The 22994-nt window shown below is 69.6% G+C and carries 22 protein-coding genes; 3 read left to right on the forward strand and 19 right to left on the reverse strand.

Going from position 1 to position 22994, the window contains the following annotated elements; all coding sequences use genetic code 11:
* Positions 1–5: 5 nt before the first annotated feature.
* The 11 genes from LQZ85_RS00775 to LQZ85_RS00825 all read right to left on the reverse strand — a co-directional run bounded on the left by LQZ85_RS00775 (position 6) and on the right by LQZ85_RS00825 (position 11087).
* Positions 6–290 carry a WXG100 family type VII secretion target gene (locus tag LQZ85_RS00775; RefSeq protein ID WP_056279979.1) on the reverse strand — a complete coding sequence of 95 codons (285 nt, stop codon included), beginning with the start codon at positions 288–290 and terminating at the stop codon, positions 6–8.
* A complete protein-coding gene (locus tag LQZ85_RS00780) occupies positions 287–571 on the reverse strand; it encodes a hypothetical protein (RefSeq protein ID WP_230100345.1) in 285 nt (94 codons plus the stop codon). The genes LQZ85_RS00775 and LQZ85_RS00780 overlap by 4 nt, the downstream gene beginning before the upstream one ends.
* 197 nt (positions 572–768) lie before the next feature.
* Complete coding sequence (locus LQZ85_RS00785; RefSeq protein WP_157538289.1) at positions 769–1698, reverse strand: hypothetical protein; 930 nt, start codon at positions 1696–1698, stop codon at positions 769–771.
* A gap of 451 nt (positions 1699–2149) precedes the next feature.
* Positions 2150–2746 (reverse strand): alkylhydroperoxidase domain protein, encoded by a 597-nt coding sequence (locus LQZ85_RS00790; protein ID WP_072591572.1) that lies wholly within the window; start codon positions 2744–2746, stop codon positions 2150–2152.
* Positions 2743–3363 (reverse strand): CMD domain protein, encoded by a 621-nt coding sequence (locus LQZ85_RS00795; RefSeq protein WP_230100346.1) that lies wholly within the window; start codon positions 3361–3363, stop codon positions 2743–2745. The genes LQZ85_RS00790 and LQZ85_RS00795 overlap by 4 nt, the downstream gene beginning before the upstream one ends.
* Positions 3360–4379 (reverse strand): putative FMN-dependent luciferase-like monooxygenase, encoded by a 1020-nt coding sequence (locus LQZ85_RS00800; protein ID WP_230100347.1) that lies wholly within the window; start codon positions 4377–4379, stop codon positions 3360–3362. The genes LQZ85_RS00795 and LQZ85_RS00800 overlap by 4 nt, the downstream gene beginning before the upstream one ends.
* On the reverse strand, positions 4376–6004 hold the full coding sequence (locus tag LQZ85_RS00805; protein ID WP_230100348.1) for an ABC transporter ATP-binding protein: 1629 nt from the start codon (positions 6002–6004) through the stop codon (positions 4376–4378). Before LQZ85_RS00805 ends, LQZ85_RS00800 begins: the two co-directional genes overlap by 4 nt.
* Positions 6001–6897 (reverse strand): ABC transporter permease, encoded by an 897-nt coding sequence (locus tag LQZ85_RS00810; RefSeq protein WP_072591576.1) that lies wholly within the window; start codon positions 6895–6897, stop codon positions 6001–6003. The genes LQZ85_RS00805 and LQZ85_RS00810 overlap by 4 nt, the downstream gene beginning before the upstream one ends.
* Positions 6894–7841 carry an ABC transporter permease gene (locus LQZ85_RS00815; protein WP_053097150.1) on the reverse strand — a complete coding sequence of 316 codons (948 nt, stop codon included), beginning with the start codon at positions 7839–7841 and terminating at the stop codon, positions 6894–6896. Before LQZ85_RS00815 ends, LQZ85_RS00810 begins: the two co-directional genes overlap by 4 nt.
* A gap of 22 nt (positions 7842–7863) precedes the next feature.
* Positions 7864–9498, reverse strand: coding sequence for a TIGR04028 family ABC transporter substrate-binding protein (locus LQZ85_RS00820; protein WP_230100349.1), 1635 nt, complete (start codon positions 9496–9498; stop codon positions 7864–7866).
* Positions 9499–9662: 164 nt separating this feature from the next.
* On the reverse strand, positions 9663–11087 hold the full coding sequence (locus tag LQZ85_RS00825; RefSeq protein ID WP_230100350.1) for an NtaA/DmoA family FMN-dependent monooxygenase: 1425 nt from the start codon (positions 11085–11087) through the stop codon (positions 9663–9665).
* Between the two features lie 341 nt (positions 11088–11428).
* Between LQZ85_RS00825 and LQZ85_RS00830 the strand changes: the two genes are divergently transcribed.
* On the forward strand, positions 11429–12424 hold the full coding sequence (locus LQZ85_RS00830; RefSeq protein ID WP_056279965.1) for a Gfo/Idh/MocA family oxidoreductase: 996 nt from the start codon (positions 11429–11431) through the stop codon (positions 12422–12424).
* Positions 12417–13427, forward strand: a complete 1011-nt coding sequence (locus LQZ85_RS00835) for an NYN domain-containing protein (protein WP_053097157.1) — start codon at positions 12417–12419, stop codon at positions 13425–13427. The genes LQZ85_RS00830 and LQZ85_RS00835 overlap by 8 nt, the downstream gene beginning before the upstream one ends.
* 21 nt (positions 13428–13448) lie before the next feature.
* Here the strand turns inward: LQZ85_RS00835 and LQZ85_RS00840 are convergent, their stop codons facing one another.
* From LQZ85_RS00840 to LQZ85_RS00875, 8 genes are all read right to left on the reverse strand, one after another.
* Positions 13449–13742 (reverse strand): Dabb family protein, encoded by a 294-nt coding sequence (locus tag LQZ85_RS00840; protein WP_230100351.1) that lies wholly within the window; start codon positions 13740–13742, stop codon positions 13449–13451.
* Complete coding sequence (locus tag LQZ85_RS00845) at positions 13739–14764, reverse strand: sugar phosphate isomerase/epimerase family protein (RefSeq protein ID WP_230100352.1); 1026 nt, start codon at positions 14762–14764, stop codon at positions 13739–13741. Before LQZ85_RS00845 ends, LQZ85_RS00840 begins: the two co-directional genes overlap by 4 nt.
* Before the next feature lie 27 nt (positions 14765–14791).
* Positions 14792–15643, reverse strand: coding sequence for a sugar phosphate isomerase/epimerase (locus LQZ85_RS00850; protein ID WP_230100353.1), 852 nt, complete (start codon positions 15641–15643; stop codon positions 14792–14794).
* Positions 15644–15726: 83 nt separating this feature from the next.
* Positions 15727–16935, reverse strand: a complete 1209-nt coding sequence (locus LQZ85_RS00855) for a substrate-binding domain-containing protein (RefSeq protein ID WP_230100354.1) — start codon at positions 16933–16935, stop codon at positions 15727–15729.
* Positions 16936–16937: 2 nt separating this feature from the next.
* The gene (locus LQZ85_RS00860) at positions 16938–17987 is read right to left on the reverse strand and encodes an ABC transporter permease (protein ID WP_230100355.1); all 1050 of its coding nucleotides are present in this window, start codon (positions 17985–17987) and stop codon (positions 16938–16940) included.
* Positions 17984–19066: an ABC transporter permease gene (locus LQZ85_RS00865; RefSeq protein WP_230100356.1), complete on the reverse strand. Its 1083-nt coding sequence runs from the start codon at positions 19064–19066 to the stop codon at positions 17984–17986. The genes LQZ85_RS00860 and LQZ85_RS00865 overlap by 4 nt, the downstream gene beginning before the upstream one ends.
* Positions 19063–20571, reverse strand: a complete 1509-nt coding sequence (locus LQZ85_RS00870) for a sugar ABC transporter ATP-binding protein (protein ID WP_053099192.1) — start codon at positions 20569–20571, stop codon at positions 19063–19065. The genes LQZ85_RS00865 and LQZ85_RS00870 overlap by 4 nt, the downstream gene beginning before the upstream one ends.
* On the reverse strand, positions 20568–21677 hold the full coding sequence (locus LQZ85_RS00875; protein WP_053097173.1) for a Gfo/Idh/MocA family oxidoreductase: 1110 nt from the start codon (positions 21675–21677) through the stop codon (positions 20568–20570). Before LQZ85_RS00875 ends, LQZ85_RS00870 begins: the two co-directional genes overlap by 4 nt.
* Positions 21678–21789: 112 nt before the next feature.
* On the opposite strand from LQZ85_RS00875, the gene LQZ85_RS00880 reads away from it, so the two are divergent.
* Positions 21790–22986 (forward strand): ROK family protein, encoded by a 1197-nt coding sequence (locus LQZ85_RS00880; protein ID WP_056279954.1) that lies wholly within the window; start codon positions 21790–21792, stop codon positions 22984–22986.
* Positions 22987–22994: the final 8 nt, after the last annotated feature.

Raw genomic sequence — 22994 nt, forward strand, 5'->3', positions numbered from 1 at the left:
GCCGCTCAGGACCAGACGCGGGCAGCCGTGGACGCCGTCGCCATGGAGAGGGAGTTCGCGGCGATCAGTCGGCGCGTGGCTTCGGCCAGCAACGCTCTCATGCTCTCGAGCGCGTTCGACCACTCCCGCTGGGCACGGTCATAGGCCCGTTGCGCTTCCCCGTCCCAGGTCGATTTCAGTAGCGTCGCCTCGGAATCGAAGGCATCGAGTTCGTGCTCGATGGCTTTCACGGTGAGCGCGAGCTCGGCGACGGTCTGTGCCACGGCGTCGTGACGAACAGCGACCTTCATCGTTCCTCCGAGAGTTCGTTCGAGAGATCCAGCTCGCGAAGCACGTACGGCTGCGAGACGGCATCGGTGAGGTAATACGTGTAGAAGATCACCGCGGCTTCGTCGGCGGTGAAGATCTCGTTCGAGAACACGCGCACCGCTCGGTCGTCGCTGATGGGGATGAGGGTGGTCCTGCCGTCTGCGGGCTCGGGCCGTCCGACCGTGTACAGGTGCGACTCACCGTCGGGGCCGGGAAGCCGCACCTCGACGGTCATAGCGTCCGCGGAGCCTGCGGCCTGCATGAAAGAGTCCGTCGCCCGCTCACGAAACCCAACGATGCTGCGTGAGTCCGCGCCTCGCCAGATGACGTACGTGTGCTCGTTCTCGGTACCCAGGAGGCGGAGCATAAGTCGCAGGTGTTCGGACGCGGGGCGTCGATTCTCCGTGATCCACCCCATCTGGCCACTGGTGAACTGTTGGGCGTGAGTTCTGCGATTGGTCACGGCACAATCTCTATTTCCACTCGTGTGACAAGGATCTCTTCCCCGTCCAGCTTTCCGCGGGCCGGTGTCCCTCCGTCGACGGCTTCATCGAACTGTCGTTGGGTGCTGCCCGGTCTGTTGTAGCCGTCGATGGCGTTCCCGGATTTCACTTCAATGCCCGTATACGTGTTGGGGCCATCATCATTCTTCACCAGGCCGTCGTACGACCGTCCATTCTGCGGCGAACCCTCATAGTCGACTTTCACCTTCGAACGGATCACATCAGACTGCTCCCGCCTCTCATATTGCTCGAGCCCGATCTTCTCTTTGTCGACCCAAGGCGGGGGATTCTCACCGGCAGCGAACTTTCCCTCGTAATCGCGCCGATCTCCGCGGTTGAGGCCGTGAACGCGGTCACCAGCCCCGTGGCTCTCGGTGAGCCATCGGCAGGCGGCGTCGCCCATCATCGTCGCGCCTGCACCGGCCACTCCGACTCCGGCGACGACCAGTGCGGGCGAACCTGCCAGCGCACCGGCTCCGGTGAAGGTGATGGCGCCGCCTCCGGCTGCCAGCGCCGCGCCGCCGAGGAAGGTTGCAGCGCCGCCCAGGAGTTCGAGGATGATGTCGGGGTGTTCCCAGAGCGTCTGCGCCGAGATCGCGAGCATGTCCATCGCGGCTCGGAACGGCTGGACGACAGCGAGGTTGACGATCACCTCGGTCGTCGCGTGCTGTGTTCGTGTCGCGGCCTCCGCGTCGGTCAGCGGAATCCGCGCCGCATCCGCGGCATCGTCCAACCGGATCGCGCAGTCGCGCGCATAGACCTCGAGAGTCGCCCGGGCGTTGAACAGGACCTCCCGCGCTTCATCGTGTGCAGGACCTGACGGATCGACGAAGGGCACGTCGGCCTCGGGGTGCCGGAGCCCTTGCCCGACGCGCAACTCCCGCACGTGTGCACGGTGGGCGGCCAGCGCCGCAGCAGCCTGTTGCTCTGCCTCGTTCCAGAGAGTGGGTGCCTTCGTCGAAGATCCGAGCGGTCGTGCTCAACCTGTCTACGAAGTCTTCGGTGTCGGCCACACGGACGCAGAGCCCGTCGGACCATGCGCTGCTGAAACGCGTCGCGGCTGCGACGACCCACTCGTGTCCGGCGTCAGCAGGCTTCGCGGCATCGGACGAGCCCAGCTCGCCGACGATGCGACGTGCCTTCGACGCCATAGCACGCAGCACGTCGGTATCGACTTCGTAGAATGTTCCGCCCGCGGCTGCCATGCGTCGACGTTAGCAAGCGATACGTCGTCATATGGGGACAGCAAGAAGTATGCCGATACTCTCGCAAAAGGACACCAGCCCACCCCCGACGGTGACACGTCAGAGGTGGGCCGGTGCTGATCTCTCGACCGATCAGGCAGGCGCGACCGGCCTCCCGATCGACAACATCAGACGGTTCGCCCAATTGAAGAACGCGGCGCCATGGATCACGTCGGCGATCTCGAGGTCATCGAGTCCCGCCGCCCGCAGCCGGGCGATCCCGTCGGCGCCGAAGGTGCTGGGCGTGTCGGTCAGGGCGACGGAGGCCGCGACAACCGCGTTCCACCGCTCCCCGAGGTCGGCGTCGACTCCCTGATCCAGCAGGAGATCGACGTCGTCGACCCGCTTGCTGTGGTGCGCCGCGAAGCGCGAGTGCACCGAGGCGCAGAACACGCAGCCGTTGCGACGCGAAGCCGCGGTTGCCGAGAGCTCGCGCTCGGCCCGGGGAAGACCCTCCTTGGCGTTGTAGAAGATGTCCTTGTCGACGAGCGTGCGCGCCTTGAGCACCTCGGGGTCGCGCGCCAGCAGCCGGAAGTAGTCGTTCTTCGCCCGAGAGGCGTCGACCAGACCGTCGTAGTGGCGCTCGGTGAGCTCCTCCTCCGCGAGCGGCGGCAGATGCGGGGTCCACCCCACCTCGGCTCGCGTGAACGCCTCGGGGTGCGGTGCGTCATCGCGCAGAAGCTCGGTCATGCTGCCTCCTCCTCGGGGTCGGATGCCGCGGCGATGCCGGCGGCGGAGAGAACCCTCAGGCCCGTGATGACGCGCTGCTGGAACGCGAGGAACGAGACGAGCTGCGAGAGGGTGACGATGCCGTCGGCCGACCACCCCGCATCCACCAGCCGCTGGATGTCGACGGCCGCGGATTCGCGCGGCCGGAACACGAGCAGGTGCGTGTGCGCGAGCGCGGCGGCGACCCGCCCGCCGAGCACCTCTGCGATGTCGGGCGACGGCGCGTAGCGCTCGCCCTCGGTGTTCTCGTCCTGCAGTCCCGCTTCGGTGTACGAGCCGAAGGGCCCGGTCACCGCAGCGTTCGTGGCCTCGGCGATCACGACGGTGGCGCGCTGCGGGTCCACAGCCAGGGCCCGGTCTGCGTAGAACTCGGCCGTCGCATCCGCGTCGCCGGCGAGGCGCGTCGCGAACGCGGCGATCAGCTCGCGCTCGGCCTGCGACACCTCCTCCGTCGACACCGGCGCGAAGAGCGCGTCGAAGCTCGCCTGCAGCTGCTCCCTGGTGACGGGCCGACGGCGCCGCAGCGCATCGAGCTCGGGCGTCACCCCTACGATCTGATCGACGATGTCGGTGGTCATGCCTTCTCCTTGATGGTGTCGGTGAGGGTGTATCCGAGAGCGGGGGCGACGTGCTCTGCGAAGAGCTCGATCGAGCGCAGCACGTGCTCGTGCGGGGCGTCGACCGAGTGCACCTGGAACGCGACCTCGGTCGCCCTGTCGAGCGTGGCGTCTGCGGCGAGGGACTCGGCGACCTCCTCCGGGGTGCCGAGGTGGGTGTCGAGGGCCACGATCAGCTCATCGAGGGTGTCGCCGGGGATCGTCTGGCCCTGTCGGCGGAACCCCTCGGCGGCACGACGCAGCCCGACCTCAGCGAAGCGCAGGGCCTCCGCGCGGTCATCCGCGACGAACACGGTGCGCGAGGCGGTGACACGCGGGGCGACGCCGTCGGGGAGAGCCTCGAGGTACGCGTCGATGATCGGATCCTGCAGCGCCGAGAGCGGGGCGTGCAGCGCGTCCGTCGACCGCGGCTGAGTGCGCGAGAGCAGGAGGCCATGCCCGTGGATGCCGGCGCGATGGCCGCCGGGGGCCGAGAAGGTCGCCTGCCAGATGCGGTCGCCGAGAGTGCCGGCATCCGGATAGAGGGTGTTGTCGGCGCCGATGTCCCGCCCCGCGAGCGCGTCGAGCAGCAGTCGCAGCTTGCGGTCGTAGGTCGGCGCCTTCTCGCGCACGTCCTCACCGAACGGCACGAAGGACGAGGGGGTTCCGCCGCTGCCGAGCCCCAGGTCGATGCGTCCGCCCGAGAGCAGGTCGGCGACCACCGCATCTTCGGCGACACGCACCGCATCTTCGAGCGGCAGCGTGACGACCCCGGTGCCGAGACGGATGCGCGAGGTCTGCGCGGCCACGTTGGCGAGATAGACGAGTGGCGAGGGCAGGCCGCCCTCCGCGGCGCGGAAGTGGTGCTGTGCGACCCAGGCGCGACCGACGCCGTGCCGTTCGGCGTGCCGGATCTGCTCGGTGGCCAGCGCGTAGCGCTCGGCGGGCGACGCGTCGTCGAGCAGCCGGGTGAAGAAGGCGATCGTGGGTGCGGTCATGCGGGCTGCTCCGTTCGTCCGGGGACGGCCGCGAGCAGCTCCCGGGTGTAGTCGTGCTGGGGGTCGTGGAAGAGCTCCTCGGTGACGCCTTCCTCGACGATCCGCCCGCGGCGCATCACCGAGACGGTGTGACTGATCCTGCGCACCACGGCGAGGTCGTGCGAGATGAAGAGGTAGGTGAGACCGAGTTCGGCCTGCAGCGAGGTGAGCAGTTCGAGGATGCGCGCCTGCACCGTGACGTCGAGGGCCGACACCGCCTCGTCGAGCACGACGATCTCGGGGTCGATCGCGAGGGCCCTGGCGATCGCGACCCGCTGTCGCTGCCCACCCGAGAGCTCACGCGGTGTGCGCTGCGCGAGGTCGCTCGGCAGCGACACCCTGTCGATCAGGGCGAGCGCCCGATCCCTGCGGTCGGAGCGGGAGCCCACCCCGAAGTTCTGCAGCGGCTCGGCGATGATGTCGACGACCTGCTGCCGCGGATCCAGCGATGCGAAGGGGTTCTGGTACACGAGCTGGATGCGCCGGCGCAGCGCGCGCAAACGCTGGCCCGACAGACCGGTCACGTCTTCACCGTCGATCTCGATGGCCCCGGCATCCGGCTCATGGAAGCGCGTGATGAGGCGCGCGGTGGTCGTCTTGCCCGATCCGGACTCGCCGACCAGCGCGTGCGTCGTGCCCCGGCGCACCCGGAACGACACGTCGTCGACGGCCCGGAATCGCTCACGCCCCGCGACCCTGAACTCCTTGACGAGACCGCTCGCGGTGATCGCGAACGGGTTCTCGGCCGCGACCGCCGCGGCATCCCGCAGGAAGGGCGGCGCCTCGGGGCGGCGGAACCCCGTCGTGAACGCCGGGGCGTCGGCGAGGAGCTGCTTCGTGTATCCGTCCGAGGGTGCCGCAAGCACCTGGGCGCTCGCTCCCTGCTCGACGATGCGGCCGTCCTTCAGCACGACGAGCCGTTGGGCGCGGTCGGCCGCGACGCCGAGGTCGTGGGTGACCAGCAGGATGCTCGTGCCTTCCTCTCGACGCAGCTCGTCGAGCAGATCGAGCACCTTGCGCTGGACGGTCGCGTCCAAAGCGCTCGTGGGCTCGTCGGCGATCAGCAGCCGTGGCCGCAGCGCGATGGCCGAGGCGATCAGCACACGCTGGCGCATACCACCCGAGAGCTCGTGCGGGTACTGCCGAGCTCGGAGGTCCGGATCATCGATACCGACCCGGTCGAGGAGCTCGATCGCCCGCGCGCGCCGCGAGCGACGATCGCGGTGGCCGTGCAGCTTCAGCACCTCTTCGACCTGGGCGCCGATCGGGCGCACGGGATCGAGCGAGGTCACCGGGTCCTGCGGCACGAGTCCGATCTCCGGACCCCGGATGCCGCGCAGTGCGCGATCCGTCCAGCCCGAGATGTCGAGCTCGCCGAGGCGCACCGTGCCGCCGTCGACCCTGCCGCCCTCGGGCAGCAGGCCGAGCAGGGCGTGCGCGGTGGTGGACTTGCCCGATCCCGATTCGCCCACGAGCGCGAGTGCCTCTCCCTCGGCGATCTCGAAGGAGACCCCGTGCACCACCTCCCGGCGACCGGCTCGGGTGACGTACGAGACGGCGAGGCCGTCGACGGTGAGCACGCTCATCGCGGGTTCCTTCCGATGCGGTGCGAGATGCGGTTGGCGCTGAGCACGACGACGACCACGATGAGTCCTGGCAGTGCCGTGAGCCACCAGGCGGTCGCGATGTAGTTGCGTCCCTCGGCGATCAGCAGCCCCCATTCGGGGGTGGGTGGCGGAGCACCGTAACCGAGGAATCCGAGGGTCGAGATCGCGAGGATCGCGGTGCCGAACTGCAGGGCGGCGAGCGCGACGATCGGGGTGAGCGAGTTCGGCAGCACATGGCGACGGAGCACGGTGAAGAAGGTGCCCCCGCTGCCGTACGCCGCCTCGACGTACTCGCTGCGACGCACTCTGGCGACCTCCGACCGCATGAGGCGGGCGAAGGCGGCGACGCTGCCGAGGCCCACGGCGATGGCGGCGTTCACCGTGCCGAAGCCGAGGAGGATGATCACCGACAGCGACAGCAGCAGGCCGGGGATGGCGAGCAGCACGTCGACGACGCGCATCAGGATGTCGTCGACGACGCCGCCGATCGCGCCGGCGATCGCACCGAGGATCGTCCCGAGCGCGAGGCCCACGGTGACGGCGATGAGCGCTCCCGAGAGCGAGTGCACGGCGCCGTGGACGACGCGGCCGAACAGGTCGCGACCGAGCGTGTCGGTGCCGAAGAGGTGCGCCGCGCTCGGTGGCAGCAGCTTGTCGGCGGGAGTGCCGGTGAGGGGGTCGCCGGGTGCGAAGACCCCGGGGATCAGCGCCCAGAGCACGGCGAGCGAGACGACGGCGATCGCGAGGTAGAGCCCCCACGGCAGAGCGAGCAGTCCGCGCGCGCGTCGAGGCGATCGGGTGAGCGTTGCGGCATCCTGCTGCGGTGTCTCGGGCGGGGTGTCGACGGATGCGGCCACGGCGGCGACGGTCATGCCGATGCTCCTGACTTCGAGAGGGCGCGCTGGCGCGGATCGATCAGCGGGGTGACGAGGTCGACGGCGAAGCTGATGAGCACGAAGCCGAGGGCCGACAGCAGCACGACGCCCTGCAGCACCGGGATGTCCTGGTTCGACACGGCCTGCTCGGTGAGGCGGCCGATGCCGGTGCGACCGAACACGGTCTCGGTGACCACGGCCCCTCCCACGAGCTCGCCGAACAGCACCCCGGCGATCGTGAGCGTCGGCAGGGCCGCGTTGCGCGCGACCGACCGGGTGAGCACCCACGACGGCGGCGCGCCCTTGGCCCGGACGACGGTGATGAACGGCTGCGCCTGCACCTGATCGATGGCGCGCACCAGCACCTGGGCGAGCGGAGCGGAGATCGGCACGGCGAGGGTCAGCACGGGGAGGACGAGCCCGGCGACAGGGTCGGCGCCGACGATCGGCACCCACCCGAGACCGAACGAGAAGACCTGGATCAGCAGGATGCCGAGCCAGAACACCGGCACCGCGACGAACAGCCCCGGCACCTGACGGATGCCGTCGCGCAGCCACGCGAACGGTGCGAGAGACGAGAGCCCTGCGACGAGCACGGCGATCAGCAGCGCGACCACGAGTCCCAGCGACGCGAGCAGCACGGTCGACGGCAGTGCCTCGGCGAGCATCTCCAGCACCGGGGTGCCGAACTGCGTCGAGTAGCCGAAGTCACCGGCCGCGAATCCGAGACCTGCGTGCACGTACTGCTGCCACCACGGCAGATCGGTGCCGTAGGTGGCGCGGATGCCGTCGAGCTGCTCCGGCGACAGCCCGAGGCTGGGGTCGGAGAACTTGATCAGGATCGCATCCCCCGGCAGCAGCTGCAGGAGGAAGAAGGTGGCCGTGAAGGCCGCGATCAGAACGATCGCGGCCTGCCCGGCTCGTCGGAGGACGAAGCTCATCGGTGCACCGTCTCAGTCATGCTCAGTGCTCGGCGAGCCAGACGCCCGAGAAGGTGGGGCGACCGACCGACTCGAAGTCCACACCGTGCACGTAGGTGGCGGCGCCGTAGACCTGCGGCTCCTCGAACAGCGGGATGACGTAGGCCTGCTCGGCGATGTAGTCCTGCACGGCCTGCGAGGCCGCCGCTCGCTTCTCGGTGTCCGGCTCAGAGGCGACCGCCTCGAGCAGGGCGTCGAGCTCGGCGTCGTTCGAGATCAGCGCGTCACGGTTCTTCGTGTAGTACTGGCTCTTGATCACGTCGAAGTCGGCGCGGCCGACCATCGAGTGGTAGAAGCCCGTCTTGAGCGGGTCACGGGTGTCCTCGGCATACGACCCGGCATCCGCCGGCTTGACCGTGAGCTCCACACCGACCTTCGCGAGCTGCTGGGCGACGAGCTCGAGCGTCTGCTTCGACAGCGGCTGCGGTGCGGCCTCGTACACGGTGATCGCGAGGCGCTCGCCGTCCTTCTCGCGGATCCCGTCGGACCCGGCCGTCCAGCCCGCCTCGTCGAGCAGCTTCTCGGCCTTGTCGGGGTCGTATGCGTAGTGCTCCGACTCGTCCTTGTATCCGAGCGCCTCCTGCGAAAGCACCGAGGTCGCAACGGGGTAGTTCTCGGTGAACAGGGTGTCGACGACCTCCTGGGCGTCGACCGCGGCGACGAGCGCCTGACGCACCCTGATGTCGCTCAGCAGCGGGTTCTCGGGACGCAGCGAGATGGAGTTGTTCACGCCACGGGTCTGCGGTGCGTACAGCGTGAAGCCCGAGCTCTCGACCCGGTCCTCGTCGAAGGCCTGCACGTAGCGGACGTAGTCGGCCTGACCCGCGAGCAGCGATCCGATGCGCACGGAGTCCTCGGGGGTGACGAGCACGTGCACGGCGTCGACGTACGGACGGCCCTGGTTCTCGGCGCTCTCCGGCGCCCACGCGTAGTCCTCGCGGGCGGTGAGGGTGAACTCTGTGCCCAGCTTCTCGTCGGTGAGGGTGAAAGGCCCGGCGCCGATGATCTCCTCGGCGTTGCCCGCCCCGAAGTCCTCGATGGTGCCGTCGAGCGTCTCGGGCGAGAGCAGGCCGGAGTTGATGGTCGACGTCGCCTGCAGGAACCCGGGAGCCGGGGCCGAGAAGCGGAAGGTGACCGTGTCGTCGTCGACGACCTCGCTCGAGGCGTAGTTGTTGATCGCCTCGGAGACCGTGAGGCCGCGCTCGGGGTCGCCGAGGCCGTACGTGTCGAAGTTCTTCGCCACGGCCGCGGCGTCCAGCGGCGTCCCGTCCGAGAAGGTGACGTCGGGGCGCAGGTCGAACGTGTACTCGGTGGCGTCGTCGTTCACGGTCCAGGCCGAGGCGATCCACGGCTCGATCTCGAGCGAGTCGGGGTTCTGCCACGTCAGGCGCGCGGCGATGTTGTTGACCACGCCTCCGTTCGGGTAGAACCCGGCCTGCGGCGGGTAGAGGTTCGTGAAGGTCTGGTGCTCCAGATAGGTCAGCGTTCCCCCGGTGACGGGGTCGCCCGCGTCGGCGGAGGCGCCGCTCGGGGCCGGCGAGGACGCGCAGGCGGCGAGTCCCGCCGCGAGGACGAGCGGAAGCGCGACGGCGGCTGCGCGGATGAGACGGCGGTTCATGCGGGTCCTCCTGGACGGGATGCTGTGGTTCGGTGTGCGGGTGAACGTCACGCTAGGGACTCTCACGGTCGTGACGCGAATGGGGTCGTCATGTGCGGACCCGGCCTGTCACGAGACGTCATGACGGGTCACCAGACGCAATCCGACGTAATGGATGACGCGGTTCAGCGGACGAGAAGCGATGATGCGGCACGCTGCTCGCTGCCGACCTCGACGCCGCCGCCGACGCCGAGACGGTCCCGCAGCGGGGCGGGCGCTCCGTCGCTGCGACCGAGCAGGCCCCGTCGACGCAGTTCGGGCGCGGCGAGGCGGGTGAAGGCCTCGAACTGTGCGGGCTGGAACGCGGAGAGCACGTTGAACCCGTCGGCTGCACCCTGGTCGCGCCAGGTCTCGAAGTGGTCCGCGATCGTCGCGGCGTCGCCGACCACGAATGCGGCAGGCACGGCATGGGCCGCGACGAGGTGGCGCCAGGTCAGCGCCGTCTCGCCGTCATCCCCGACGCGGAGTCCGGCGATGAGTCGCAGGCGCTCGATCAGCGCCGCTCCTGCCTCCCCGAGGCGGGCGGCCTGATCGCGGGTCACGACCTCGTCGAAGCCGGCGGAACGCAGCGGGTCGTCGGCACCGACGCCCAGGGCGTCGGCCAGCGCGGCGACCGATCTGTTCGCGGGGAATGCCGTGCGGGACGACTGATGCCCCTCGTCGAGCGGGACGAGCGCGAGCAGCCGTTCGACGATGCGGTGAGCGTCGGCATCCGTCGGTGCGACCACAGGAAGCACGGGCGCGATCACCGCCAGCCCCTCGGGCGAGCGGCCTGATCGGAGCGCGATCTCGCGCAGCTGCCGCCGTGTGGCGATCGCATCGGCGATGTTCGGGGCGGCGATGAGCGCGAGATCGGCCTCGGTCGCGGCGAGCGCGCGCGACCGCGGCGAAGTGCCCGCGTGCACGAGAGGGATCCGCCCCTGCGGGGGGCGGGCGACGTTCAGCGGTCCGGAGACGCGCACGTGCTCGCCCCGGAGGTCCGCACCCCGGAGCCCGTCCGGGTCGATGAGCACGCCGCGTGCGGCATCCGCGATCCAGGCGTCCTCGCTCCACGAGTCCCACAGACGGCGCAGGGCGACGACGAACTCCTCGGCGCGGTCGTATCGGCTCTCGTTGTCGGCGTGCGCATCGCGACCGTGGTTGCCCGCGGCTCGTGGCTCGGCTCCGGTGACGAGGTTGACGCCGGCGCGACCGCCTGTCAGCAGGTCGAGGGATGCGAGCGAGCGCGCCGTCGCATACGGATCGGCGTAGGTCGTGTTCACCGTCGCGATGAGGCCGATGCGAGAGGTGACCCCGGCGAGGTACAGCACGGCGCTCACCGGGTCGATCCGCGCGAGCAGGTACGGGTCGCGGAATTCGAGGTCCGGCCCGGTGGCCAGCCAATCGCCGAAGAACAGGTAGTCGAGCCCCGCGTCCTCTCCCTCTCGCGCGATGCGACGGAGGATCTCGGCATCGGCCGAGGGGTCGCGATGCGCGCCCGGCTGACGCCAGCCGGAGGGATACGCGCCGAGAGTGCGCACCATGGCGCCGATGATGAGGGGTTCGGTCATGCACCCGAAAGTATGAGCGGGCTCGGCAGCGGGCCAATCGGCGGGGAAGCGCAGCGAAACGGATCGCAACACGGCGACACATCCTCCCCGAGTGTCGGAGCCCGATCGGAGGATGGGACCATGACCTCGACCTCCTCCCCCGCGCTCTGAGCAACGCAGTGGTGACCGCATGATCGAGTTCGCCACGATCCGCCTGTCGGCCGGGCTCGAGGATCCGAGCGATCTGATCGCCGACCTCGACCGCGCGCTCGCGCTCGTCTGAACGGCATCCGTTCCGGCCGCCCCCCGGATGCCCTGGTCTGAACACCCCGTGCTCAGCCTCCACCCCCTACGCTGAGATGATGACTGGTCTTCGTTGGGGAATCCTCGCGACCGGCGGCATCGCCGGCGCGTTCGCATCCGATCTGCGCACCGCCGGGCTCGATCTCGTGGCGGTCGGCTCGCGCTCGCAGGAATCGGCCGACGCCTTCGCCGCCCGCTTCGACATCCCGCGCGCGCATCCCTCGTACGAGGCGCTCGTCGCCGACCCCGAGGTCGACATCATCTACGTCTCGACCCCGCACCCGATGCATCACGAGAATGCCCGCCTCGCGCTCGAAGCCGGCAAGCACGTGCTGGTCGAGAAGGCGTTCACCCTCAACCACTCGGAGGCGGAGGACCTGCAGCGTCTGGCCGCCGACCGGGGTCTGCTCGCGATGGAGGCGATGTGGACGCGCTACCTGCCGCACATGGCCCGCATCCGCGAGATCATCGCCGCCGGGACCCTCGGTGAGATCCGCGCCGTGAGCGCCGACCACACCCAGCTGCTCCCCTCCGACCCCGAGCACCGCCTCAACGCCCTCGAGCTCGGCGGCGGTGCCCTCCTCGACCTCGGGATCTACCCGATCTCCTTCGTGTGGGACATCCTCGGCGCCCCGACCGGCATCCACGCCGTCGGGCGCCTGATCGAGACCGGAGCGGATGCCGAGGTCGCCACCGTCATGACCCACGACGGCGGAGCGATCTCGACGACGCTCTCGTCGTCGCGTGCCGCGGGCCCCAACGCGGCGAGCATCATCGGCACGACGGCGCGCATCGACCTCGACCGCGTCTGGTACACCCCCACCACGTTCCGCGTCGTGCAGCCGGACGGCACGGTCGTCGAGGAGTACGTGTCGGAGGTCGACGGTCGCGGCATGCAGTACCAGGCCCTCGCGGCCGAGCGCCTCGTGGGCGACGGCGTGCTCGAGGGCGACATCCTGCCGATCGCCGAGAGCGTCGCGATCATGGGCACCCTCGACGAGATCCGCGCGCAGATCGGCGTGCGCTACCCGCGCGAAGGAGTGAACCATGGCTGAGGCCACCGACGCCCGCGTCGCCGTCTACCTGGACTTCGACAACATCGTCATCTCCTGGTACGACCGTGTGCACGGACGGAACGCCTATGGCAAGGACCGCCAGCGGATCACCGAGAACCCGACCGATCCGGAGGTCACGGAGCGGCTGTCCCGCGCCATGATCGAGGTCGGCGCGATCATCGACTACGCGGCCTCCTTCGGCACGCTCGTGCTCACCCGGGCGTACGCCGACTGGTCGTCGCCCGTGAACGCGGTCTACAGGTCGCAGCTCGTGGCCCGCGCCGTCGACCTCGTGCAGCTGTTCCCGGCCGCCGCCTACGCGAAGAACGGCGCGGACATCCGCCTCGCCGTCGACGCGGTCGAGGACATGTTCCGTCTGCCCGACCTCACGCACGTCGTGATCGTCGCCGGAGACAGCGACTACGTCCCGCTCGCACAGCGCTGCAAGCGTCTGGGTCGCTACGTCATCGGCGTCGGCGTCGCGGGATCCACCGCGAAGTCCCTCGCCGCCGCGTGCGACGAGTTCGAGGCGTACGACTCGCTTCCCGGCGTCGTGCGCCCGAGCAAGACCGCGCCCGCGCCCGTCGTCACCGTTCCCGAGGTCGCCGTCGAGCCTGTGGCCGAGCCGGCCGCCGAGCCCGCCGCGAAGGCCAAGTCGCGACCGCCGACGAAGGCCGCCAAGGCGAAGGCCGCCGCAGCGGCGGCGACCGCTGCGGCACCGTCGTCGTCCGCGAAGCTCGACGAGCACGGCGAGGGCACCGAGCAGGGCGAGGCGACGGAGCTGCTGCATCGCGCGCTGCGCCTCGGGCACGACAAGGCCGATGCCGACGAGTGGCTGCACAGCTCGGCGGTGAAGACGCACATGCGTCGCATGGACCCGTCGTTCAGCGAGAAGGCCCTCGGCTACCGCTCGTTCTCGGACTTCCTCAAGTCGCGCGAGAGCATCGCGGAGCTCGAGGAGACCGGCCACGAGCGCCTGGTGAAGCTGCGCGACTCGGTCTGATCCGCGCCGCCGGTCACGTCGTCACTCCTCGAAGTCATACTCCTGGAACGCCGCGACCTCGGGCACCCAGCGTTCCGAGACGAACGCCGTGTGCGCGGGGTGCGCGTCGTAGGCGCGGTACGCATCGCGGTCGCGGAACACCATAGAGAACTGATGCTCGAGGTCGCTCTTCGGGCTCACCTGGCGACGGATCGTGAAGTCCTCGACACCGGGGATCGACGTGAGCACCGCTCTGCCCGTCGCGAGGAACTCGCGCTCCTCGGGGCTGCCCGCCTCGTGCACGAGGCGGAAGACGACGGTGTGCTGGATGGTCATGCGGGATCTCCGGTCTGCTGGCTGCTGAAGGCGGCGTCGAACGCGGCGGTGGGCACGGGCCAGAGCAGCGACCGCACGTAGGCGAGGGCCTCCGGCGCGCCGTGCAGGCGGTCCATTCCCGCGTCCTCCCATTCGATCGAGATGGGTCCGTCGTATCCGATCGCCTCGAGCGCGCGGAACGCGTCCTCCCAGGGCACGTCGCCGTGGCCGGTCGAGACGAAGTCCCACCCGCGTCGCGGGTCGCCCCACGGCAGATGCGATCCGAGCACGCCCGCACGCCCGTTGTGCGGTCGCATCCGGGTGTCCTTGCAGTCCACGTGGTAGATCCGGTCGGCGAAGTCGACGATGAACCCGACGGGATCGATGTTCTGCAACATCATGTGCGACGGGTCCCAGTTGAATCCGAACGCCCCACGGTGCTCGATCGCCTCCAGCGCCCGCACGGACGACCAGTAGTCGTAGGCGATCTCACCGGGGTGCACTTCGTGCGCGAACCGCACGCCCTCGCCGTCGAACACGTCGAGGATCGGGTTCCAGCGCGCGGCGAAGTCCTCGAACCCGCCTTCGATGACGGATGCCGGTACCGGCGGGAACATTGCCACATAGGGCCAGATCGATGAGCCGGTGAACCCGACGACGGTGTCGACGTCGAGCTTGCGCGCGACCCGCGCCGCCCGCTTCATGTCGTCCGCCGCACGGGCGCGCACGCCCTCGGAGTCGCCGTCGCCCCACACGTAGTCGCGCAGGATCGCCTGGTGACGGAAGTCGATGGGGGCGTCGCACACCGCCTGGCCCGCGAGATGGTTCGAGATCGCGAAGATCTGCAGACCGTGCCGGTCGAGGATCTCGCGGCGCGAGGCGACGTAGGCGTCGTCCTCGTCGGCTCGCCGCAGGTCGAGATGGTCGCCGGATGCTGCGACCTCGAGGCCGTCGTATCCCCACTCGGCCGCCAGCCGGGCGACCTCCTCGAACGGCAGATCGGCCCACTGGCCGGTGAACAGGGTGACCGGGTGCGTGGTCATGGACACTCCTTCGTATCGCGTGACGGGTCAGGTGCCGAGCGCTCTCAGCGCCTGGATGCTGCGGGCCGCGAGCTCGTCCTGGCTCGCCGCGAGTGGTCGCCAGACGGATGCGGCGACGGCTATCGTCGCGTTCTCGCCCGTGAAGCTCTCCAGCCCGAGCGGCCCTCGATAGTCCGCATCGTCGAGGGCACGGAGGATCTCCGGCCAGTCCGTGTGGTCGTCGCCCACGGCGCCCCGATCGCTGCCGCACACCTGCACGTGCGCGATCGCCGAGCCCGCCGCGCGGATGGCCTCCGCGGGCTTCTTCTCCTCGATGTTCAGGTGGTAGGTGTCGAGCGCGAGCCCGACGCCTGCGCCGAGCAGCGGTGCGAGCGCGTCGAGGCTCTGCTCGACCGTGTTGAGCACGCTCGTCTCGTAGCGGTTGAGCGGTTCGACGGCCAGGGTGATCCCGGCGGAGGCGGCCTCGGCCGCGACCGGCTCGAGGTTCGTGCGCAGCTCGCGCACCACTCGCGAACGGTCCTCGACGGACATCCGCCAGGTAGCCCCGGTGGGTGCGTAGAAGGGACCGGCGACCACCGCGGAGCCGAGCGTCGCGGCCGCCGCGATGCACGAGCGCAGGTAGTCCTGCGTGGCCCCGACGTCACCGGCCTGCGCGAGCAGCGAGCGCCGAGGGCCCATGGCCCCGACGACGATCGCGGCGAGGCCGAGGTCATCGAGCACGTCGCGGGCTCGTGCCGGATCCCAGTCCCCGACGCTCTCGAGCGGAAGCTCGAGCGCCTGATACCCCATCCCCGCCGCCTTCCGCGCGAGCGGCTCGAGAGTCGCGTCGGTCAGTGGAGACGTCCACACCCACGTGTTGACGGCGATCGTGCGAGGCATCCTGCTCCTTCGGGGATGACGCGAGTGCTCCCACCCTCCCATCCGCGAGGCGCAGAGGGGAAGGGTGGGAGCATCACCGCGGGTTACGGGATCTGGCGTTCCTGCCAGACGGTCGGGTAACCGGGAAGGTTCTCGCCGCCGAACTTCGCGTAGTGTCCGTCCGGCATTCCCTCGTTGGCGGCGAGGTAGTCGTCGAGCTCTGCTTCGATGATCGGCTTCTGCGGGAGCACCCACTCCTTCGGAACCTCTTCGCCGGCGAAGATCATCTGCGCGGCGAGCAGCGGCGTGCGCCACTGGAAGTTCGAGTACACCGGGGCGAGGCCCGTGAGACCCGTGTCCTTCCACTTGCGGAGGAAGCTCATCTCGTCCTCGCCGGTCATCACCGGGTAGTCGGCGCCGGCATCTTCGAAGGCTTCGATCGCGGCGACAGCGCCGTCACCGGCATCCATCCAGATTCCCTGCACGTCGCCCTTGGCGAGCTCGTCGCTGATGATGCTCTTGATCTCCGCGGGGTCGGCGCCCGTGAAGTAGTCCACGGCCTCGATCCCCGCCTCGTCGAAGAGCTTCTCCGCAGCGGCCCAGCGGTGCTCGAGCACGTCGACTCCGGGGAGGATGCGCAGCGCCACGACCTTGTCGCCCTCTTCGAGGTTGTCGATGAGGAACTCGGCCGTGTCGATGCCCCACGCGAATCCGCCGATCGGGTGGATGAACGTGACCGGGCAGTCGGTGTCGACGCCGCGGTCGAACACGATCACCGGCTTGCCGGTCTCGCATGCGCGCTCGACGGCCGGCGTCATCGCCGCGGTGCTGTTGGGCGAGATGAGGAAGACGTCGCAGCCGCCCTCGGAGATGAAGTAGTCGATGTCGGCGATCTGCGTGTCATCCGAGTCCTGCGCGTCGCGGGTCTCCATCTCGCTGATCGCACCGGCCTCCTGCAGCGACTTGAGCTGCTCGTTCATCGTGATCCAGCCCGTCTGCCGCCACGGGTTCGAGATCGAGGCGTTCGCGAAGCAGGCCTTCTTGGGCCCCTCGCTGGCGAACTCCGACGTGTCGACCATCTCGGCGTTGATGTGCTGGAGATACGGCTCGGTCGCCGGCCCCTGGGGCTCGACACCCCGCTCCTCCATCTGCTTGTCGAACAACTCCTGGTCGAACCATTCGGTGGTCTCGGCCGACTCCTCCGGGTTCTCCGACTCCGCCGGCGCCACGGACGGGTCTGTCGTACACCCGGCGAGCGCGATGAGGCCGAAGAGAGCCACCCCTGCGGTGGCGATCTTCATCGATCGTCGCATTGCTAATCTCCTCTGGTTTCTGTGTGGATGGTGCTGGTTGTTACGGGTTCTGAGGTCTCTGTGCGCGGAACGTCCGGAGACGGCTGCGGGCCTCGCCGGCGCCGTGCCCGGAAGGCGACCGCGGAGTACGCCACTGCGGCGATGATGATCACGCCCTGCACGGCGTCTCGCAGCGTCGAAGGGACCCCCGCGATGTTCAGCAGCATGAAGAGGGCCTCGAGCGCGAAGGCTCCCGCCGCCGCCGCGACGATCCATCCCCGGCCTCCGCCGAGCACGACCCCGCCGAGGACGACGGCGGTGATGGCGACGAACTCGTAGCCGCGGCCGACCGAGGGATGCACCCCGGCGTACCCGACGAGCAGCACGGCGGAGAGCGTGGCCGAGAGCGACGAGATCACGAACGCCCGTGTCGTCACCCAGGCACTGCGCGCCCCGGCGAAGTCGACCGCGGTCGAGTTGTCGCCGACCGCGATGAGGAGCTTGCCGAGCGGGCGCTTGGTGATCCAGATGCCCAGCGCGAGCCACCCGATCAGGATGAACACCGCCCAGGGGATGAACTCGAGCACCGGCACGTCACGGATGCCGCCACGACCGATCTCGCGGAAGCTGTCAGCCGGGTTGCCCGTGGCCGCTCCCCCGGTCCACCACATGACGCCGCCGAGAAGGGCGAGCATCATGCCCAGCGTGACGATGAAGGAGGGCACCTTGAGCAGCGTGGTGATGACACCGTTCACGAGTCCGACGACCACCCCGAAGACGATCATGAGCAGCAGCACGGGCACGGTGCGGGAGTCGTCCTGCCCGACGAGGTTGCCGGCGACGATCACCTGCGCGGTGATCAGCGAGCCCTGCGACAGGTCGAACTCGCCCGCGATGATGACGAAGTACTGGCCGATCGCGACGATGGCGATCGGTGCGACGCGCTGGATGAACCTCATGAACTGCCCCGGCTCCGCGAAGCTCGGGTTGAGGATCATGACCGCGACGAGCAGGATCACCAGCAGCAGGAACACCGCGCCCCGAGGGCTCACGAGTGTGCGCAGAGCGTTCACGACCGGCCTCCTTCCGCCACGGTGCTCGTATCGGCGAGTTCGGATGCTGCGGCCGCCATCTCGGACTCGGCCGCCTTGGCGGCGTCGTCTCCCCCGGTTCTCGTGCCGCCGGCGCCGAAGCGCGGACGGCGACTGACGATCGACCGACGACTGTAGACGGCCACCGCGGCGACGATCACCACGCCGCGGACGACGTCCTTCAGGAACGGGTTGACCTGCATGACGCTCATCACGTTGTCGACGACCGCGAGGATCGCGACGCCACCGATGGCACCCCAGATCGAACCGCGTCCGCCGAGCAGCAGGGTGCCTCCGAGCACGACGGCCGCGATCGACAGCAGCGCGTAGCCGCCCTGCTGGCCGACCGTGGGACTGCCGACGCCGAGACGGCTGGCGAGCAGCAGGCCGGCGAGGCCCGCGAAGACGGAGCACAGCACGTGCGCGGCGATCAGCGGCGGGCGGGTGCGCACCCCCGACAGGCGCGCGATCTCGGGGTCGCCGCCGACCGCATACAGGTGGGCGCCGGTGCGCGTGCGGTTCAGCAGCAGCCAGACGACGACGGCGAGCGCGATCATGATGATCGTCGACACCGGCACGGGCCCGACTCCGGTGGCGCCGATGAGCTGGAACTCCCACGGCACGCTGCCCGCCGAGCCCTCGAAGTTGGTGTTCAGGATCCCCTGCAGGATCAGCCCCACGCCGAGCGTCGCGATGAACCCGTTGACCTTCAGCACGGTGACGATGAGTCCGTTGACCAGACCGATCCCGGCGCAGACGAGCAGAGTGATCGAGACCGCGGCCGGGATGTTCCCGGGGTTGCCGTTCATGATCGTCGCCGCCAGGAGGCTCGACAGACTCACGACGTAGGTCACCGACAGGTCGAGCGACGCGCCCAGCACCACGAGGGTCTGCCCGATCGCGACGAGCCCGAGGACGCTCATGCCGGTGAGGATGTCGCGGATGTTGCCGGGGCTGAAGAAGTTGCGACCGACGGTGCCGACGAGGATGGCGCCGACGATGAGCGTCAGGATGAGGATCCCGAGCACGATGACGGTCGAGTCGATCCGCACTCTCTTCATCGTGCACCCCCGTCGACCGTCGCGCCCGTGGCTGCGCCGAGGATCTCGTGCTCCGCGGAACCCGCCGGCAGCTCGGCGACCAGTTCGCCGTCGTGCATCACGAGAATCCGATCGCTCATGCCGATCACCTCCGGCAGCTCGCTCGACACCATCAGCACCGCCTTGCCCTGTGCCGCGAGGTCGCGCATGAGCTGGTACACCGCGTACTTCGCACCGACGTCGATGCCGCGGGTCGGCTCGTCGAAGAGCACGATCTGCGGCTGTGTGAGCAGCCACTTGGCGAGCACGACCTTCTGCTGGTTGCCGCCCGAGAGGAAGCGCACCTCCTGGTCGAGACCGCGGGAGCTGATCTCCAGCGAGCTGAGCACCCCCGGCACCTCTCGACGGGACGAGGCGGTGCGAGCGGTGAAGACGCTGCGGATCACGAGCAGGGTGTTGTCGAGCACCGACTGCCCGAGCGCCAGTCCCTGGGCCTTGCGATCCTCCGAGACGAGGGCGAGTCCCGCGCGCACCGCCGCCCTGGCGCTCGTGATGCGCGTCGATGAGCCGTCGACCCGCATCGAGCCCCGCACGAACGGGTCGATGCCGAAGATCCCCTCGACCAGTTCGGTGCGTCCGGACCCCTGGAGCCCGGCGATCCCGACGATCTCCCCGGCGCGGAGGGTGAGCGAGACGCCGTCGACGAAGGCGTTGCCGCAGCCGTCGAGCTCGAGCCGCGGCTCGCCGACGACGGTGCCGGCCACGGCATCCGGGTAGTACGACTGGATGGATCGGCCGACCATTCGGCGCACGAGTTCGTCGGTCGTCAGGGCGCTCGTCTCATCGGTCGAGACCAGAGCGCCGTCTTTGAGGATCGTGATGCGGTCGCACAGGTCGAAGATCTCCTTGAGCCGGTGCGAGACGTAGATCACCGCCACCCCGCGAGACGTGAGCCGGCGGATGATCGCGTACAGCAGCTCGACCTCGCGGTCGCTCAGCGCGGCGGTGGGCTCGTCCATCGAGATGACCTGCGCCTCGAACGACAGCGCCTTGACGATCTCGACGATCTGCTGCTCGGCGACGGTCAGCGAACCGACCCGGGCCTGCGGGTCGATGAACGAGACGCCGAGGTCGGCGAGGAGCTCGCCGGTGCGACGGATCATCGCCTTCTGATCGACGAAGCCGCCGCGTCGGGGCTCACGTCCGAGATACACGTTCTGCGCGACCGTGCGCTCGGGCAGCAGCGTGAACTCCTGGAAGACGGTCACGATGCCGTCATCCATCGCCTGCCGCGGATGTGCGTGCCGCACCTCCGCGCCGCGGTAGCGCACCACGCCGTCGTCGGCGGGCTGCACCCCGGCGATGATCTTCATGAGCGTGGACTTGCCCGCGCCGTTCTCGCCGACGAGTCCGTGCACCTCCCCCGGACGCACATCGAAGTCGATGCCCTTCAGCACCTCCACTCCGAAGAACGACTTGCGGATGCCCGAGACCTCGAGCACCGGCTGTGTGATCGTCGCGGTCATGCCGCCACCTCCGTCCATCGTCCGTCCGCGGCCGCCGAGGCGAGGACCGCCTCGGTGAGCACCGCCGAGCGGACACCGTCCTCGAACGTGGGCAGCCCGTCGGGGGTCGCGCCGCCGATCGCCGCATACACGTCGGCGATGAAGCCGTTGAACGCGTCCTGATAGCCCATGGCATGCCCCGAGGGCACCCGCTGCAGACGAGCCGAGTCGGGCGATGCGGTGGAGGGGTCGCGCAGCAGCAGCCGGGACTCCTCTCGCATGCCGATCCACAGCTCCTCCGGGCGTTCCTGCTCGAAGCGCAGGGTCTGCCTGGTCCCGTGGAGTTCGAGAGTCAGGGCGTTCTTGCGTCCGGCGGCCATCTGCGAGACGAGCAGGGTGCCGAGGGCACCGGACTCGGTCTCGACGAGGATCGCGACGATGTCCTCCGTGTCGACCGCCCGTCCGGCTCGCTCGGCGAACACCCGGCGGGTGCGGGCGCTCAGCGACCGGATCCGCTGGCCCGTCACGAACTCGATGAGGTCGCAGAGGTGCGAGCCGATGTCGGCGAACGCCCGTGATGCCCCGCCGGATGCCGACCGCACCCGCCAGTCATCGTCCGTGGAGAGGAGCATCCAGTCCTGCAGGTACGAGCAGTCGAGGGTGAGGAGCTCCCCGATGCCGCCCAGGGCGACGCGGGCCCGCGCCTCCCGCACCATCGGGTGGTAGCGGTAGACGAAGGGAACCGCGGTGACGCGGCCGAGAGATCCGGCGACCCGTGCGAGTTCACGGGCGTCCGCCGCGTTCGTGGCGAGGGGCTTCTCGCAGATGACATGCTTGCCGGCTTCGAGCGCGCGCAGCGCAAGTCCGGCGTGCGTGGCGTTGGGGGTGCAGATGTGGACGACGTCGATGTCATCGGCCGCGAGGAGAGCGGCGGCATCGGCCTCAGCACGCACGGCGCCGAGTTCGTCCGCGGCCTGACGCCCGCCCGCGAGGGAGCCGGTGGCGACGGCGCGGAACTCGCCTCCCGCGTCCCTGGCCGCGGTGCGATGCACGCGAGCCATGAATCCCCCGCCGAGGATGCCGACTCGGATCGTCCCGAGACCGGTGTCTGTGACATCCGTTGTCATGGCGGTGAGTCTGACACGGCTCCTCGACTTTTGCTAGGTATTCGTCAAAAGTTCTTCGTAACGAATCGGAAGTCGACCGAGCGGTGGCGCAAGTCTGTGGTTTACTGACGCAATGGTCGACGCACTCCGCACCGCCGCGGCGGCGAATCCCGGGGCGGGCGAGATCTTCCAGATCCTTCGCGACGGCACCGCCCGCACCAAAGCCGAGCTCGCGACCATCACGGGTCTCGCGCGGTCGACCGTCGCGCTGCGGGTCGATGCCCTGCTCGCCGCCGACCTGCTGCGACCGGCAGGCGAGGCGGTCTCGACGGGCGGCCGACCGCCTGCGCGACTCGCCTTCAACTCCCGTGCCGGAGTCGTGCTCGCCGTCGACCTCGGTGCCACTCACGCCACCAGTGCCGTCGCCGATCTCGCCGGCGTGATCCTCGACTCGCGCACCCGCACGATCGACATCGGCGACGGGCCCGAGAGCCTCCTCGATCTGATCCTCGACGATGCGGGCGCTCTCCTCGAGGCCTCCCGCGCTGCCGGCATCCCGCTGCTCGGGGTGGGCATCGGCGTGCCGGGTCCCGTCGAGCATTCGACCGGGCGACCGACCAACCCGCCGATCATGCCCGGCTGGGACCGCTTCGACATCCCCGCCTACGTGCAGCGCACGTTCGACGTGCCGGTGCTCGTCGACAACGACGTGAACATCCTCGCGCTCGGCGAGCAGGCCACCACGTGGCCGCACGTCGATGACCTCGTGTTCGTGAAGGTCTCGACCGGCATCGGGTCCGGCATCATCGCCGGCGGACAGCTGCAGCGCGGCGCGCAGGGATCGGCCGGCGATCTGGGGCACGTCCAGGTGCCGAGCGGCGCAGGCTCGACGAGGGAGCCCGGCGACGAGCGCGACCTCGAAGCGCTCGCGAGCGGGTCGGCGCTGGCCGCAGCTCTGCGGGAGGCCGGGCTTGCGGCGCACAGTCCCGCAGATGTGGTCGACCTCGTCCGCTCGGGCAATGCCGCTGCGATCGAGGCGACCCGTCAGGCCGGCCGAGATGTCGGCGAGGTGCTCGCGACCGTCGTCAATCTGCTCAACCCGTCGATCATCGTGCTGGGCGGCAGCATCGCCCGCGCCGGCGAGCACCTTCTCGCCGGGGTGCGCGAGGTCGTCTATCGACGATCCATCCCCCTGGCGACCCAGCACCTCGCCATCGTGCAGTCGCAGGCGGGTGACCGGGCCGCCGTGCTGGGCGCCGCGATCATGGTCGCCCGCGAGGTGCTCTCACCCGCGAACGTCGACCGCTATGTGGCGACGAAGGCGCGCTGACCGCACCG

This window comes from Microbacterium sp. Bi98, assembly GCF_918698045.1.
GTDB lineage: Bacteria > Actinomycetota > Actinomycetes > Actinomycetales > Microbacteriaceae > Microbacterium.

Bases quoted from the DNA above. Each gene is read 5' to 3' on its own strand.
- LQZ85_RS00830 (WP_056279965.1), top strand. From the start codon at position 11,429: ATGACTGGTCTTCGTTGGGGAATCCTCGCGACCGGCGGCATCGCCGGC.
- LQZ85_RS00875 (WP_053097173.1), bottom strand. From the start codon at position 21,677: ATGACAACGGATGTCACAGACACCGGTCTCGGGACGATCCGAGTCGGC.
- LQZ85_RS00805 (WP_230100348.1), bottom strand. From the start codon at position 6,004: ATGAGCGTGCTCACCGTCGACGGCCTCGCCGTCTCGTACGTCACCCGA.
- LQZ85_RS00870 (WP_053099192.1), bottom strand. From the start codon at position 20,571: ATGACCGCGACGATCACACAGCCGGTGCTCGAGGTCTCGGGCATCCGC.
- LQZ85_RS00825 (WP_230100350.1), bottom strand. From the start codon at position 11,087: ATGACCGAACCCCTCATCATCGGCGCCATGGTGCGCACTCTCGGCGCG.
- LQZ85_RS00790 (WP_072591572.1), bottom strand. From the start codon at position 2,746: ATGACCGAGCTTCTGCGCGATGACGCACCGCACCCCGAGGCGTTCACG.
- LQZ85_RS00780 (WP_230100345.1), bottom strand. From the start codon at position 571: ATGCAGGCCGCAGGCTCCGCGGACGCTATGACCGTCGAGGTGCGGCTT.
- LQZ85_RS00855 (WP_230100354.1), bottom strand. From the start codon at position 16,935: ATGCGACGATCGATGAAGATCGCCACCGCAGGGGTGGCTCTCTTCGGC.
- LQZ85_RS00815 (WP_053097150.1), bottom strand. From the start codon at position 7,841: ATGAGCTTCGTCCTCCGACGAGCCGGGCAGGCCGCGATCGTTCTGATC.
- LQZ85_RS00845 (WP_230100352.1), bottom strand. From the start codon at position 14,764: ATGACCACGCACCCGGTCACCCTGTTCACCGGCCAGTGGGCCGATCTG.
- LQZ85_RS00820 (WP_230100349.1), bottom strand. From the start codon at position 9,498: ATGAACCGCCGTCTCATCCGCGCAGCCGCCGTCGCGCTTCCGCTCGTC.
- LQZ85_RS00850 (WP_230100353.1), bottom strand. From the start codon at position 15,643: ATGCCTCGCACGATCGCCGTCAACACGTGGGTGTGGACGTCTCCACTG.
- LQZ85_RS00795 (WP_230100346.1), bottom strand. From the start codon at position 3,363: ATGACCACCGACATCGTCGATCAGATCGTAGGGGTGACGCCCGAGCTC.
- LQZ85_RS00775 (WP_056279979.1), bottom strand. From the start codon at position 290: ATGAAGGTCGCTGTTCGTCACGACGCCGTGGCACAGACCGTCGCCGAG.
- LQZ85_RS00810 (WP_072591576.1), bottom strand. From the start codon at position 6,897: ATGACCGTCGCCGCCGTGGCCGCATCCGTCGACACCCCGCCCGAGACA.
- LQZ85_RS00880 (WP_056279954.1), top strand. From the start codon at position 21,790: ATGGTCGACGCACTCCGCACCGCCGCGGCGGCGAATCCCGGGGCGGGC.
- LQZ85_RS00800 (WP_230100347.1), bottom strand. From the start codon at position 4,379: ATGACCGCACCCACGATCGCCTTCTTCACCCGGCTGCTCGACGACGCG.
- LQZ85_RS00865 (WP_230100356.1), bottom strand. From the start codon at position 19,066: ATGAAGAGAGTGCGGATCGACTCGACCGTCATCGTGCTCGGGATCCTC.
- LQZ85_RS00840 (WP_230100351.1), bottom strand. From the start codon at position 13,742: ATGACCATCCAGCACACCGTCGTCTTCCGCCTCGTGCACGAGGCGGGC.
- LQZ85_RS00835 (WP_053097157.1), top strand. From the start codon at position 12,417: ATGGCTGAGGCCACCGACGCCCGCGTCGCCGTCTACCTGGACTTCGAC.